A 13595-nucleotide genomic window follows, 5' to 3' on the forward strand; every position below is an offset into this window, starting at 1 on the left:
ACTCCCGCGACCTTCCCGAATAAGGATCGTGCGACGGCGGCTGCGCCGCGAGTGACGGAATTCCGGCGCGTACGCCGCCACCCTGCCGGCCGACAGCGCCGGCATCACGAGAGCCGCGCGCCCCGCCGCGCTGGGAGTCAAGGCTGATGGCCGAGCAAACGCTTCGTTCCAATTATGCCTGTGTGGTCGGCGGCGCCGGCCCGGCAGGCATGGGATTCCTCTTCAACGCCTACAAGACCGGCGCGCTGGCGAGCCTCGCGCGCGATGGCCTGCTGGTCGTGGACGCTGCACTGGCGGTCGGTCGTGGCCGGCTGGGGGACTACCACATCACCGCCAACTCGGTGGGCGATGTGTTCCTCGATTGCCTGCGCGACCCGGCGCTGCTGCCGATCTTCGCGCCGCTGGCGCACTCGCCGGCGTTCCGCGCATTGCAGAACGACCCCCACGGCGCACCGATGCTCACCCAGGTGGGTGAGTTGCTGGCGCATGCCTCGACGCTGTTCATGCGCTACGTCACTGAGCATCTGGGCGTCGAAGTGGCGCTGGGGACGCGCATCGAGAAGATCACCGCGCAGGACGACGGCAGCTTCCAGCTGGCGCTGCGCAGCGGCTCCCATGGCGCGCAGATCGACGCCGGCGCATTGGTGATGAACCTGGGCGGCCGGCAGAACCGTGAATACCTCAACTGGAGCCTCGCCGAGCAGGACCTGATCCTGTCCCACGACGGCCCCACGGTGTACTCCTCCGACGCGCTGCTGAGCCTGAGTCCGGCCGAGCTGGTGGAGCTGTTCGGCGACCGGGTGACCCCGGGCAGCCGCTTCACCGTGGTTGGCGGTTCCCACAGCGCCTTCTCGATCCTCGACAACCTTGCCTGCGCCCTGGATTGCCTGGGTCTGGAACAGATCACCCTGCTGCACCGCGCGCCGATCCGCCTGTTCTTCGAGAGCGTGGAGGAAGCCCGTGCGGCCGGCTATGTGGTGGACGAAGGCATGGACGTCTGCCCGGTGTCCGGGCGGGTCAACCGTTCCGGCGGCCTACGCTATCGCGCCCACCAGGTCGGCACCGACGTGCTGTCCAACGGGGTGGTCAGCGGGACCCGCGTGAAGGTCGAACTGCTGTGCCTGGAAGACCGTTCGCCCGCCGTGCGCGAGCGCCTGGAGCAGTGCTGCAGCGAAGACGGCGTGATCGTCCAGGCCATCGGCTACCAGCCCTGCCTGCCGGCGCTGCGGCGTGCCAACGGCGAGCCGCTGCAGGTGCGCGAGAGCAAGGGCGGGCTGGATTCCGACGCCGCCGGTTGCCTGCGTGACCACACCGGCCGGCCGATTCCCGGCCTTTACAGCTTCGGCCTCGGCTCTGGCCTTGCGGCCAACCCGATGCTGGGCAGCGAGCGTTCCTTCGACAGCCGCATCTACGGCGTCTGGCAGTTCCACAACGACGCCAGCGGCCGCGTCATCGAGGCATTGCAGGAGCACCTGGCCAGTCGCACAGCACAGGCCGAACCCGCTTCGCAGGACCACAGCCACACCCGCATCGACGACGCGCCCTTCGCGCTGTCGGCACTGGGTTGAGCGGCGCCTGCGCCGGCTCTGGCCAACGGACTTTCCATCCAACAGAGGGATGCGACCGTGATCAATGTGACCAAGACCTACCTGGGCAACCTGGACAAGTTCAAGGCCTACGTGGAACAGATCTATGCCTCCGGCTGGATCACCAACCACGGCCCCTTTGTCACGGAGTTGGAAGAACGCCTGCAGGACTACTTCGGCGTTCGCCATGTGATTCTCACCAACAACGGCACCATCGCCCTGCAAGTGGCCTACCGGGCCCTGGGCGTGACCGGCAGTGCCGTGACCACCCCCTTCAGCTTCGTTGCCACCAGCAGCACGCTGCAGTGGGAGAGTATTCGCCCGCGCTTCGCCGACATCGACGCGCGGACCTGGAACCTCGACCCTGCGCGCATCGAAGCCAGCCTTGCGCCGGATACCACCGCCATCGTCGCCACCCACGTGTTCGGTAATCCCTGTGCGGTGGAGGAGATTCAGGCGGTGGCCCAGCGCAACCAGTTGAAAGTGATCTACGACGGCGCCCACGCCTTCGGCTCGCGCTACCGCGACCGCTCGGTGCTGGCCTGGGGGGACGCCACCACCCTGAGCTTCCACGCCACCAAGCTGTTCCACACCATCGAGGGCGGCGCCATCGTCACCTCCGATGACGAGTTGGCCAGGCAGATCCGCCTGATGTGCAACTTCGGCATTGCCGGCGTCGACCAGATCGTCGGGCTGGGCATCAACGCCAAGCTCAACGAGTTCTCCGCGGCCATGGGCCTGTGCGTGCTCGACGAAATCGACAGCATCCTCGCCCAGCGCGAGGAGATCGCCGCCCGCTACACCGCGGCGCTCAGCGGCTACTACGACCTGCAGGCCAGCGAGAGCTACGCGCGGCTGAACAACAGCTACTACCCCATCGGCCTGCGCGATGAGGCGCAGGTGCTGCGCGTGCGCACTGCGCTGAACGAGATCGGGGTCAACCCGCGGCGTTACTTCTACCCGTCGCTGGACACCCTCGATTACCTCGCCCCGCAGGTGCCGCAAGTGCAGTCCCGCGAGCTGAGCCAGCGCATCCTCTGCCTGCCGCTTTATCCGGGCCTGCCGCAGGAGATCCAGCGCGCGGTGATCGAAGTGCTGCTGCTGGAAAGCGGCCGCGTCGCGGTCGCGGTGTAAGGGGACGATCATGCGCACCGCACGCTCGCTGTCGATGGTCCGCAACACCCTGCTCAACTATGCAGGGCAGGCGTACGCCATCGTCATCGGCATCCTGATCCAGCCGTTCTACCTCGGCCACCTCGGGGCCGAGGCCTACGGCCTGATCGGCTTCTTCGCGGTGCTGCAGAGCTGGCTACTGCTGCTCGATGTCGGCCTGTCGCCGGCGCTGGTGCGGCAAGTCGCCCACGGCCGTGGGGTCAATGGCGAAGGCCAGCACCAGGCGCGCCTGCTGCGCTCCTTTGAGCTGATCCTGCTGCCGCTGACATTCCTCAGCAGCCTGGCGGTGTGGGGCGGCAGCACCTGGGTCGCCGGGCAGTGGCTCAACGTGCAGCAACTCTCGCCGGAGCTGGTGGCGCAGTGCATCAGCCTGATGGGGCTGCTGGTGGCCCTGCGGCTCTACGCCACCCTGTATCGCAGCGCGCTGCAGGGGCAGGAGCTGCACGGCTTCATCAATGCGGTGAACGTGTTCATCACCACCCTGCGTTACTTCGGCGGCCTGCTGCTGGTGGCGCAGGTCAGCCAGGACCCGCTGGTGTTCTTCCAGTTCCAGGTCGGTGTGTCGCTGATCGAGGCGCTGCTGCTGGGCGGCAAGGCCTACCTGTGGATGGATGTGCGTCTGCTGACCCGCTTCTGTTGGGACACGGTGCGCCCGGTGCTGCCTTTCGCCCTGGGCATGTCCTTCAGCTCCTGCCTGTGGATCGTGCTCACCCAACTGGACAAGGTCCTGCTGTCGAACCTGCTGCCACTGCAGCAGTACGGTTACTTCTCCCTGGTGGCGCTGATTTCCGGCGGCATCCTCACGCTGGTCAACCCGCTGGCGCAGTCGCTGCTGCCGCGCATGACCATGCTGGTCGCCGAAGAACGCCACGAAGACATGCAGCAGCTCTATCTCAAGGCGAACCGTTTCGTCTGCGTGCTGCTGTTCCCGATGGTCGCGGTGATCGCCGCTCATGGTCATGACCTGGTTCTGGCCTGGAGCGGCGATGCCGAGGCCGCCAGTTGGTGCCGGCCGATCCTCGCCTGGTACGTACTCGGCTCAGGTCTGCTGGCGGTGGCCAGCTTCCAGTTCTACCTGCAGTACGCCCACGGTCAGCTGAGCATGCACGTCTGGTACAGCGTCATTTCCACGCTGGTGACGGTGCCACTGGTGATCGCCAGCGCCTACCTCTACGGCGTGCTCGGCGTGGCGATGTGCTGGTTCGGCCTGCGCCTGCTGTCATTCCTGATCTGGCCGGCGATTGTGCACCGCACCTTCGCCCCCGGCCTGCATGGCGCGTGGATGCGCGACACCCTGCAGATCGCCGCGTTGAGCGCCGCCGGTCTACTGATCAGCGAACCCTTCTACGCGCTGCTGGCCCGTTCCGGCGAGCGCCTGTGGCTGCTGGTGGCGCTGGCCGTGTGCGGCCTGATCACCCTGTTCCTCGTGGGCGCGGGCTCTGCCCCGGCTTTGCTGCGCCTGTTCAAACCGTCCCACAAGCCGAGTGTCTAGACATGGATATCCGCTCCGAGCTGCAGATTCTCTCCAACTGGCCGGAAGACCCCAAGCCCCTTCTGAGCATCGTTTGCCTGGCCTACAACCAGGTGAACTACATCGGCCGCACGCTGGACAGCTTCCTCGAGCAGGTCACCGACTTCCGCTTCGAAGTGCTGGTCAATGACGACGCCTCCAACGACGGCACCAGCGAGCTGATCGCCGACTACGCCGCGCGCTACCCGCACATCATCAAGCCGATCTTCCACAAGGAAAACCAGTACTCCAAGGGCGTCTCCCACGGCCTGCCGGTGTTCCGCAAGGCGCGCGGCCGCTACATCGCCTACTGCGAGGGTGATGATTTCTGGACCGACCCGCGCAAGCTGCAGATCCAGGTCGACTTCCTGGAGAAGAACCCGGACTACGTGATCACCTACCACGACGCCTACACCTACAACGAGGACGGCGTGATCAAGCCCCGGCAGCTCACCGGCAAGTACCGCGGCGATGCCAGCCGCCTGGACCTGCAGAAGGCCCGGCCGATCTCCACCCTCACCACCTGCTTCCGTAACGTCCTCACCGAGATGCCCGAGGAGCTGCGCACCACGCGCATGGTCGATCTGTGCTGGTGGTCGCTGCTGGGTGCCTTCGGCAAGGGCAAGTTCATCGAGGAAATCCGCCCGGCCGCCTACCGCGTGCACCAGGGCGGGATCTTCTCCATGCAAGCCGATCGCGTGCAGCAGCAGATGACCCTGCACACCTACTACTGCCTGTCGCGCTACTACCAGCGTCTGGGGAGTCAGGAGCTCAACGAGTACTTCCTGATGCAGGTCTGCCGGATGTCCATGGCGGCTGTCTCGCCCATGCGCAAGGTGCAGGCCTTCCTGATGTTGATCGGCAATCACGGCGCCAACCTGCTCAAGCGGCTGAACCCGATTCAGGCGCGCTGAGCCGCGCCACCTCAATGGAGGATGGAAGTCCATGAGTGTCATGCCCCAATCACGCCTGGAAACGCTCCAGGACACCCGCATCGACGTTGCCGGCCTGCTGCGCCTGCTGTTCGATCACAAGAAGATGATCCTTGCCGTCACCGGCCTGTTCGCGGTGCTCGGGCTCTTCTATGCGGTGATCGCAACGCCCATCTATGTCTCCGGCGCGATGATCCAGATCGAGCAGAAGAAGAACGGCCTGAACGGCACGCCGGAGGTGATCAACCGCCCCGACTCGGTGTCGATCGCCTCCACCGAGATCGAGCTGCTGAAATCCCGCGCCGTGCTCGGCAAGGCGGTGGAGATTCTGAAGCTGGACATCATCGCCAAGCCCAAGCGGCTGCCGCTGATCGGTGACTACCTGGCGCGGCGCTATCACCCAGAGGCTGGGCAGGCTATCGCCGCGCCCTGGCTGGGCATGGGCGCTTATGGCTGGGGTGGCGAGCAGATCAAGGTGTTCGCCCTCGACGTGCCGGAGGAATACCTGGGCGAGCCGCTGACCCTGGTGGCCGATGGCGGTGAGGCCTATCACCTGCTCAACGCCGACGACCAGTTGATCCTGCGCGGCGAGCTGAAGAAAACCGTAATGGAGAAGGGCTTCAGCATCGAGGTGGACGAACTGGTGGCGCGCCCCGGCACCGAGTTCATCGTCGCCAAGAATCGTCTGCTGACCACCACCCTGAACTACCAGAAGCTGCTCAAGGTGGCCGAGGCCGGCAAGGACTCGGGGATCATCTACATGACCCTGGAGGACCCGAACCCGCTGCAGGCTGACCGCATCCTCGACAAGATCAGCCAGCTCTACGTGCTGCAGAACGTCGAACGCAGTTCCGCCGAAGCGTCCCAGCGCCTGCAGTTCCTGCGCTCGCAGCTGCCGGTGGTGCGCATGGACCTGGAAAAAGCCGAAGCCGCCTACAACGCCTACCAGACCACGGCCAAATCCGCCGACATCAGCGTCGAGACCCGTGGTGTGCTGGACCAGGTGGTGGGCATCGACAACCAGCTCTCCGAGCTCAAGCTCAAGCGCGCCGAGTACGACCGCCTGTACACCCCGACCCACCCGACCTACCAGGCCCTGCTCAAGCAGATGAGCAGCCTGGAAGACCGCAAGGCGCAACTGCAGAAACGCATCCAGACCCTGCCGGCGACCCAGCAGGAACTGCTGCGCCTGTCCCGTGACATGCAGGTCACCCGGCAGACCTACACCACCCTGCTGAACAAGGCCCAGGAGCAGGACATCATCCGCGCCGGCACCATCGGCAACGTGCGGGTGATCGACACCGCCCAGGCCAACGTCGAGCAGCCGGCCAAGCCCATGCGCAAGGTCATCGTGTTGCTCGCCACGCTGCTCGGCTTCTGCGTCGCGCTCGCCATCCTGTTCCTGCGCCAGGCCTTCTACCGTGGCGTGGAGAACCCTGAAGCCATCGAACAGCTCGGCCTCTCGGTGCTGGCCGCGATTCCGTACTCGCGGCAGCAGGAGCGTCTGGAGAAGGAGCGCAAGGGCGACATCCTCGGCCACACGCCGAAACTGCTGGCCGCCTCCACCCCCGGCGACCTGGCCAACGAGGCGATCCGCAGCCTGCGTACCAACCTGCATTTCGCCCTGCTCGAAGCGCGCAACAACGTGGTGATGCTCACCAGCCCCGCGCCGGGTGCCGGCAAGTCGTTCGTCTCCAGCAACCTCGCGGCCATCGTCGCGCAATCGGGGCTGCGGACCCTGTTGATCGACGCCGACATGCGCAAGGGCTATCTGCACCGGGTGTTCGGCCTGACCCCGCGCCATGGCCTGTCCGACGCGCTCAGTTCGCACCGTCCGCTGAGCGAAGTGATCCTGCCCACCGAGGTGCCGGAGCTCGACTTCATCTCCTGCGGCTTTGCTGCGCCGAACCCGTCCGAGCTGCTGATGCACGACAACTTTGCCCAGCTGCTGCGCGATGCCTCGGCGATGTACGACCTGGTGATAGTCGACACCCCGCCAGTGCTGGCGGTGACCGACGCCGCCCTGGTCGGCCGGCTGTGCGGCATCTGCCTGCTGGTGACGCGCTTCGGCCAGAGCCCGGCCAGCGAGATCGACACCGCTCGGCGTCGCCTTGGGCAGAGCGGCATCCACCTGCAGGGAGCAATCCTCAACGGTGTGAAACGCAAGGCCTCGACTGCGGCATACGACTACGGCGCCTACGCCTACCGCTACGACGCCAAGGATTGAGAAAGGAACTTAGGGAAAGGATGCAGCCATGGTCCATATCGTCAGTCTCATGCAGCCGTACCTGTTCCCCTACCTGGGGTACTTCCAGCTGATCGCCGCGAGCAGCCTGTTCATTCTCGGCGACAGCCTGCAGTACACCCGGCGTGGCTGGATCAACCGCAATCGCCTGCTGGTCGGCGGGAAGATCTGGCAGTTCAGTTTTCCCCTGGAACAGGGCTCGCAGAGCCAGGCGATCAACGAGCGCAGGCTGAGCCAGGAGATGCGCCTGACCAACCAGCGCCTGCTGCACACCATTCGCCACGCGTACCACCGCGCGCCCTGTTACGGGCAGGTGATGCCACTGCTGGAGGAGATCCTCGAACACCCCGAGCGCAACCTGTCGCACTTTGCCGAGCATTCGATCCGCAGCATCTGCCACTACATGGGTATCGATACACCCATGGCGCGGGTGTCCGAGCTGGACCTGGCCGAGGACATCGGCCGCGACCAGCGCCTGATCGAGGCGGTGAAGCAGAGCGGCGGCGACGTCTACCTCAACCCGGAAGGCGGCCGCCACCTGTACTCGCCCGAGGTGTTCCAGGCCCACGGTCTGGAGCTGCAGTTCCTGCGCATGGACGAGCTGAGCTACCCGCAGTTCAGCCCCGATTTCGTCCCCAGCCTGTCGATCATCGATGTGCTGATGTTCAACCCGCCGGACGAGATGCAGCGGTTGCTGGGCCGCTACACCCTGGAGCGTCCTGCTCCCTCGTCGGAAATCATTGGGGAGTACGAATCATGAATGCCGTGATCGGCGTGGACCTGAGTGCCGCGCAGTACCGCTGGTACCTGATCCAGAGCAAGCCGCACCAGGAACAGCGCGCCGAGGAAAATCTCGGCCGCCAGGGTTTCTCCTGCTATCGCCCGGTGGTGACGCTGGGCAACCGTTCGCAGCCGCTGTTCCCCGGCTATCTGTTCATCCGTCTCGATCAGCAGCATGACAACTGGTTCCCGATCCGCTCCACCCGTGGCGTGGCGCGCATCGTCAGCTTCGGCGCGCAGCCACTGGCGGTGACCGACGAACTGGTCGAAGGCATTCGCCAGCGCCTGGCGGCCATGCCCGAGCGGCCGTCCAGCGGCTTCCACGAAGGCCAGGTGGTGCGCGTGAAGTGCGCAGGCGAGTGCGAGGTGGAGGCCATCTTCCTCTGCGACGACGGCACCGAACGCGCGCTGATCCTGCTCAACCTGCTGCAACGCGAACAACGCATCCGGGTCCCGCTCAGCCAGCTTTCGGCGGTGGGCGGCAATGACGGCTGGCGCGCCTGAAGCGCGCAGCGCTCACAAGGGCAAGTACAAGGAGGAGTAGCGAGATGAATGGATCGACAGTGCTGGTGACGCTGACCTATGGCGATCGCCTTCAGTACCTGGAGGAGCTGCTGGCCCGAGCCTTCCGCGAGAAGGACATTTCCCGCGCCATCGTCGTCAGCAATGCCTCGGTGGCGGAGCTGGACCAGCTGTTCATGCTCTGGCCCAACCGCGTGCAGGTAATCGAGCTGGACAGCAATACCGGCTCGGCCAATGGTTACGCCGTGGGCATCGAGGCCGCGCTGCAGACCGGCTGCGATTTCATCTGGCTGATGGATGACGACAATGCGCCGACGCCGGGGTCCTTCCCGCTGCTCAAGCAACGCCTGATCGACTGCGCCCTGCGTCATGGCTCCGACAACACCGCCGTGCTGGGCTTCCGCCCGACCCACCAGGCTGACGTTGCCTCCGGCGTGCCGACCCGCTTCATCGCACCGCCGCGCTCCAGCTACTTCGGTTTCCACGTCCGTCAGTTGCCCTACAAACTCTGGCGCCGCACGCCCTGGGGCAAGCCTAAGCCGCGCCCGGCGCAGCCGCTGCTGGAGCTGCCGTTCGCCTACTACGGCGGGCTGCTCGGGCATGCCGACCTGTTCCGTCGCATCGGCCTGCCGCGCCGCGACCTGGTGCTCTACGCCGACGACACCGAATACACCTTCCGCATCGGCGCCCTGGGCGGCCATCTCTACCTGGTGCCGGAGGCCGGCCTGGATGACCTGGAGAACTCCTGGAACATCAAGGCGCGCACCTCCAACATCTACGAGACCTACCTGCTCGGCAGTTCCGACCTGCGCGCCTATTACGCGGCGCGCAACCAGGCCTGGTTCGACAAGAACCTCTGGGTCACCTCGCCGCTGATGTACCGCTTCAACCGCTGGGTGTTCATTCGCCTGCTGCACTTCTTCGCTCGTCGCCATGACCGTGGCAGCCGTCTGGCGCTGCTGCTGGAGGCGATCCGCGACGGCGAGGCCGGCGCGCTCGGCATGAACCGGGCCTACCCGTTATGAGACTGCTGCTGCTCAACACCCTCTACGCCCCGCACATCGGAGGTGGGGCGGAGGTCATGCTGCAGCACATGGCCGAGGGCCTGCGTGCCCGCGGCCATGACGTACAGGTGCTCTGCACCGGCCCGCAGGCGGGCCTGCAACACGAGACGCTGAATGGTGTGCCGGTGCTGCGCGCCGGCCTGCGCAACCTCTACTGGCCCTTTGACGAGCGCAACCACGGCTCACTCCAGCGCCTCGCCTGGCACGGGCTCGATCGCTACAACCGTGGCATGCGCAAGGTGCTGGCGCAGGTGCTGGAAGAGTTCGAGCCGGACCTGGTGGTCTGCCACAACCTGTCGGGCTGGTCGATCTCCGCCTGGGATGCAATACGCGCCGCTGGCGTGCCCATCGTGCAGATCCTCCACGACCAATACCTGACCTGCCCGCGCGGCGTGCGCTTCCACAAGGGGCGCCACTGTGAGCAGCAATGTGCGCCTTGCGCGCTACTGCGGCGCTCCCATGCCGCCGCATCGCGGGACATCGAGGCAGTGGTCGGGGTCAGTCGCTACCAGCTCAATGCTCTGCTCGACGCCGGGTACTTCACCGACAGCCAGGCCCATGTGGTCTACAACGGCTCGCCGATGGCGGAAGTGCCCGTTGCGCCGCCGGCCGGTGAGCGCCGTCCGCTGCGCTTCGGCTTCATCGGTGCACTGACGCCGAACAAGGGCGTGGAGTGGCTGATCGAGCAGTTCCAGGCGCGCGGTGACGATGCCTCGCTGCTGATCGCCGGACGCGGCGACGGTGCCTATGTGAACCAGCTGAAGTCCCTCGCCGACCCGCAGCGCGTGCATTTTGTCGGCTACCGCAAGGCGGCCGAGTTCTTTACCGAGATCGACGTTGCCGTGGTCCCCAGCCTGTCACCGGAATCCTTCGGTCTGGTGGCGCTGGAAGCCTGCGCCCACCACCTGCCTGTGATCGCTTCGCGCATGGGCGGCCTGGTGGAAATCGTCCAGGACGAAATCAATGGCCTGCTGTGCTCGCCCGACCAGCCTGATTCGCTGGGCGATGCGATCCAGCGCCTGGCGTGTGATGGGGCGCTGCGTCAGCGCCTGGCCGCGCGCGCCCGCGAAGTCGTGGCGCCGATGCTCAGCCTGGAGCGAATGCTCGACGAGTACGAAGCCATCCTGCGCCACACCCTGCTTACCCGCGGAGTCCAGCATGGAACTGCAATCCCCGTATCCCCGCTTTGAGCTCGACCGTCGCGTGACCTTCGACCGCTCGCTGCTGGCGCTCGGGGTGCTGGTGGCGTTGCTGCTGGTGGAGACGTTCAATGGCGCGCTGCGCTTCTACACCGACCAGGCCGGGCTGTCGGCCCTCGTCTACCTGCCCAAGGTGGCCTGTGTCATCGCGGTGGCCTGGGAGCTGTTCTCCCGCCCGCAGCAGCGCGGCCTGTGGTTGCTGCTGATCCTTGCGGCGGCTTCGCTGCTGCTCGGCCGGTTGCACGGCGCCGAGTTCAAGAGCGGCTTCTTCGCCGTGTTCATCTACGCGCCGCTACTGTTCGGCCTGCTCTGCGGCCCGTACCTGGAAATGCACCGCAAGGCGTTGGGCTGGATCATCGCCTTCTGCCTGATCGCCTCCCTTATCGGCATCGCGCTGGATCTGCTGATCAACGTGCCGTGGAAGGGATACACCTACTCGATGGGCGGGGTCGAGGTCAGCGCCAACCGCTCCTGGAGCGCCTATGGCCTGGACCGCATCGCCGGCTTCTCGCGGATGTCCTCGAGCCTGGCGATGATGCTGGCGATCTTCAGCCTCTACCTGGGGTCGTTCCGCCTCGCATTGCCGGTGCGCGGGCTGATCTACCTGGTGGCGCTGGTAGGCATTGTGCTGACCACCAACAAGTCCTCCGCCGGCGCCTTCTTCGTCGCCCTGCTGGTGATGAGCGTCAGCCGCCAGCGTCTGCTGTTCCTGCTGGCGGCGCTGCTGGTGGTGCTCGGCGCGTTGCTGCTGCCGCTGTACGGCCTCTACGCGCAGGTCGATCCGTACCTGGCCAGCGCCACCGGCGACAACCTGATGGGCTCGATGGTGGATCGCCTGGTCAATACCTGGCCGAACCTGATCAAGGTGATGGACTACAACGGCTGGATCTACACCGGCGCCGGCCTGGGCATGACCGGCAGTGCCTACGCGGCCTTCCCGATCTTCGGCGTCGAGCAACTGGCGGTGGCGGACAACTCGCTGCTCTACCTCTGGTGCCTGTTCGGTGTCGCCGGCGTGGCGCTCTACCTGATGGCGGTGCCGATGCTGATGCGCCTGCAACGCCAGCCCGGCCGCGAGGCTCGCGCGCTGCTCGGCATCGCCTACTGCATCCTGCTCATCGGCTGGACCAGCGACGTGCTCGAATCGCCGATACCCAGCCTGTTCCTCGGCCTGGCCATCGGCCGTGCCCTGCGCCTGCCGGGCGAGACCGCGCCACAACCGGCCCCGCGCACCCTGCGCCTGCAAGGCGGAATGCTCAGCCTGCTGGCGTGCGCGTTGCTGCTCGGTGGCCTGCTGCAATCGCCTTCCAGCATGGCCAAGGAAGCGCCGGTGGCGAACCTCGGTGCGCCGGAATTCATCGTCGGTGCCAGCACCCACCAGAACATCCGCGCGGGCAACCGTGACGGCATCAATCGCCTGGCCCGCGAGGCCGGCATCCTGTCGTTCCGCGATGACGCCTACTGGTCCAGCGTCGAGCGCGAGCCAGGCAAGCTTTCCATCGACGCCGCTTGGCGCGCGCAGTTGCGCAGCACCCGCAGCTTAGGGATAGACACCCTGCTGATCCTGGGCAACGAGAACCAGTTCTACGGCAACGCCAAGCCGCGCGACGACGCTTCCCGCGAGGGCTATCTGCGTTATGTGCGCTACGTGGTGCGCAGCTTCAAGGGGCAGGTTTCCTTCTACGAAGTGTGGAACGAGTGGGATTCGGAAAACGCCACCGACAAGGACTTCAGCGACGATTACCTGACCCTGGTGCGCGCAGCCGCCAAGGTGATCCGCGAGGAGGACCCGCAAGCCAGGGTGCTTGCCGGAGCCGTCACTCTCAAGGGCATCCGCCAGGGCTTCGCCGAGCGTATTGCCGGTGGCGGCGTGCTGGACGTCGTCGACGGCATTTCGCTGCACCCCTCGGTGTACTGCGAGGGCGAGATGTCCACGCCCGAGGCCTGGCTGAACTGGTTCCAGGGTGTGAACCAGAAGCTGGAGAACGCCGCCGGCAAGCCGGTGCCGCTGTACTTCACCGAGTTCAGTTGGCCGGCCCACGAAGGCGACTGCGGCATCAGCCGCGAGCGCCAGGCCGCGTACCTCGCCCGCGCCTACGTGCTGGTGCGCAGCCTGCCGAACGTGAAGGGCGCCTGGTGGTACGACCTGGTAGACGACGGCATCGACCGCACGGACATGGAGCACAACTTCGGCCTGCTCACCGCCAGCGGCCAGCCCAAGCCGGCCTACCACGCCATGGCCAGCATCGCCGACATCATCGGCCGCTACCGCTTCGTCGGCCGCGTGCCGAACCAGGACCCGAACGTCTACCTGCTGCGCTTCGCCAAGGCCAGCGAGGAAATCCTGGTGGCCTGGACCCTCGGTCACGAACAGACCCTGAACATCACCAGCAAGCCCGGCAGCAGCGACACCCTCTGGCGCCTGGACGCCGTGGAAGGCATCGCCCGCCGCGAGGGCCGGCCGGTGCCCTGGCAGTGCCCCGAAGGCGGCGGCGACTGCCAGGCCAGCATCCGCATCGACGAGTCGCCCACCCTGGTGCGCAGCGCGTCGGCCCCGCAGCTTTCGTTGCGCTGAACAGTGCGC

General features: G+C 66.1%; 10 protein-coding genes. All 10 read left to right on the top strand.

The window, feature by feature from the left end; translation table 11 throughout:
* Positions 1-146 precede the first annotated feature (146 nt).
* The 10 genes from ACNFH5_RS19870 to ACNFH5_RS19915 are packed head-to-tail and all read left to right on the top strand — an operon-like array spanning position 147 to position 13586.
* Complete coding sequence (locus ACNFH5_RS19870; protein ID WP_416748850.1) at positions 147-1568, top strand: hypothetical protein; 1422 nt, start codon at positions 147-149, stop codon at positions 1566-1568.
* Positions 1569-1625: 57 nt separating this feature from the next.
* Entirely contained in the window at positions 1626-2720 is a 1095-nt protein-coding gene (locus tag ACNFH5_RS19875; RefSeq protein WP_416748851.1) for a DegT/DnrJ/EryC1/StrS family aminotransferase, read from the top strand.
* Between the two features lie 10 nt (positions 2721-2730).
* Positions 2731-4251 carry a lipopolysaccharide biosynthesis protein gene (locus tag ACNFH5_RS19880; RefSeq protein WP_416748853.1) on the top strand — a complete coding sequence of 507 codons (1521 nt, stop codon included), beginning with the start codon at positions 2731-2733 and terminating at the stop codon, positions 4249-4251.
* 2 nt (positions 4252-4253) lie between these two features.
* Positions 4254-5183: a glycosyltransferase family 2 protein gene (locus tag ACNFH5_RS19885; protein WP_416748855.1), complete on the top strand. Its 930-nt coding sequence runs from the start codon at positions 4254-4256 to the stop codon at positions 5181-5183.
* Positions 5184-5214: 31 nt separating this feature from the next.
* A complete protein-coding gene (locus tag ACNFH5_RS19890; RefSeq protein WP_416748857.1) occupies positions 5215-7428 on the top strand; it encodes a polysaccharide biosynthesis tyrosine autokinase in 2214 nt (737 codons plus the stop codon).
* Between the two features lie 28 nt (positions 7429-7456).
* Positions 7457-8206 carry a WbqC family protein gene (locus tag ACNFH5_RS19895; protein ID WP_416748859.1) on the top strand — a complete coding sequence of 250 codons (750 nt, stop codon included), beginning with the start codon at positions 7457-7459 and terminating at the stop codon, positions 8204-8206.
* Positions 8203-8730, top strand: a complete 528-nt coding sequence (gene rfaH, locus ACNFH5_RS19900) for a transcription/translation regulatory transformer protein RfaH (RefSeq protein ID WP_416748861.1) — start codon at positions 8203-8205, stop codon at positions 8728-8730. Before ACNFH5_RS19895 ends, rfaH begins: the two co-directional genes overlap by 4 nt.
* Before the next feature lie 44 nt (positions 8731-8774).
* Positions 8775-9773, top strand: a complete 999-nt coding sequence (locus tag ACNFH5_RS19905) for a glycosyltransferase (protein ID WP_416748863.1) — start codon at positions 8775-8777, stop codon at positions 9771-9773.
* Positions 9770-11002 carry a glycosyltransferase family 4 protein gene (locus ACNFH5_RS19910; protein WP_416748864.1) on the top strand — a complete coding sequence of 411 codons (1233 nt, stop codon included), beginning with the start codon at positions 9770-9772 and terminating at the stop codon, positions 11000-11002. The genes ACNFH5_RS19905 and ACNFH5_RS19910 overlap by 4 nt, the downstream gene beginning before the upstream one ends.
* On the top strand, positions 10971-13586 hold the full coding sequence (locus ACNFH5_RS19915) for a GH39 family glycosyl hydrolase (protein WP_416748866.1): 2616 nt from the start codon (positions 10971-10973) through the stop codon (positions 13584-13586). Before ACNFH5_RS19910 ends, ACNFH5_RS19915 begins: the two co-directional genes overlap by 32 nt.
* The last annotated feature ends 9 nt before the right edge of the window (positions 13587-13595 follow it).

The sequence above is a fragment of the Pseudomonas sp. NY15435 genome (genome assembly GCF_048068295.1).
Taxonomy (GTDB): Bacteria; Pseudomonadota; Gammaproteobacteria; order Pseudomonadales; family Pseudomonadaceae; genus Pseudomonas.

Coding starts and splice junctions, on each gene's coding strand:
- ACNFH5_RS19870 (WP_416748850.1), top strand. CDS start 147: ATGGCCGAGCAAACGCTTCGTTCCAATTATGCCTGTGTGGTCGGCGGC.
- ACNFH5_RS19880 (WP_416748853.1), top strand. CDS start 2,731: ATGCGCACCGCACGCTCGCTGTCGATGGTCCGCAACACCCTGCTCAAC.
- ACNFH5_RS19885 (WP_416748855.1), top strand. CDS start 4,254: ATGGATATCCGCTCCGAGCTGCAGATTCTCTCCAACTGGCCGGAAGAC.
- ACNFH5_RS19890 (WP_416748857.1), top strand. CDS start 5,215: ATGAGTGTCATGCCCCAATCACGCCTGGAAACGCTCCAGGACACCCGC.
- ACNFH5_RS19895 (WP_416748859.1), top strand. CDS start 7,457: ATGGTCCATATCGTCAGTCTCATGCAGCCGTACCTGTTCCCCTACCTG.
- rfaH (WP_416748861.1), top strand. CDS start 8,203: ATGAATGCCGTGATCGGCGTGGACCTGAGTGCCGCGCAGTACCGCTGG.
- ACNFH5_RS19905 (WP_416748863.1), top strand. CDS start 8,775: ATGAATGGATCGACAGTGCTGGTGACGCTGACCTATGGCGATCGCCTT.
- ACNFH5_RS19910 (WP_416748864.1), top strand. CDS start 9,770: ATGAGACTGCTGCTGCTCAACACCCTCTACGCCCCGCACATCGGAGGT.
- ACNFH5_RS19915 (WP_416748866.1), top strand. CDS start 10,971: ATGGAACTGCAATCCCCGTATCCCCGCTTTGAGCTCGACCGTCGCGTG.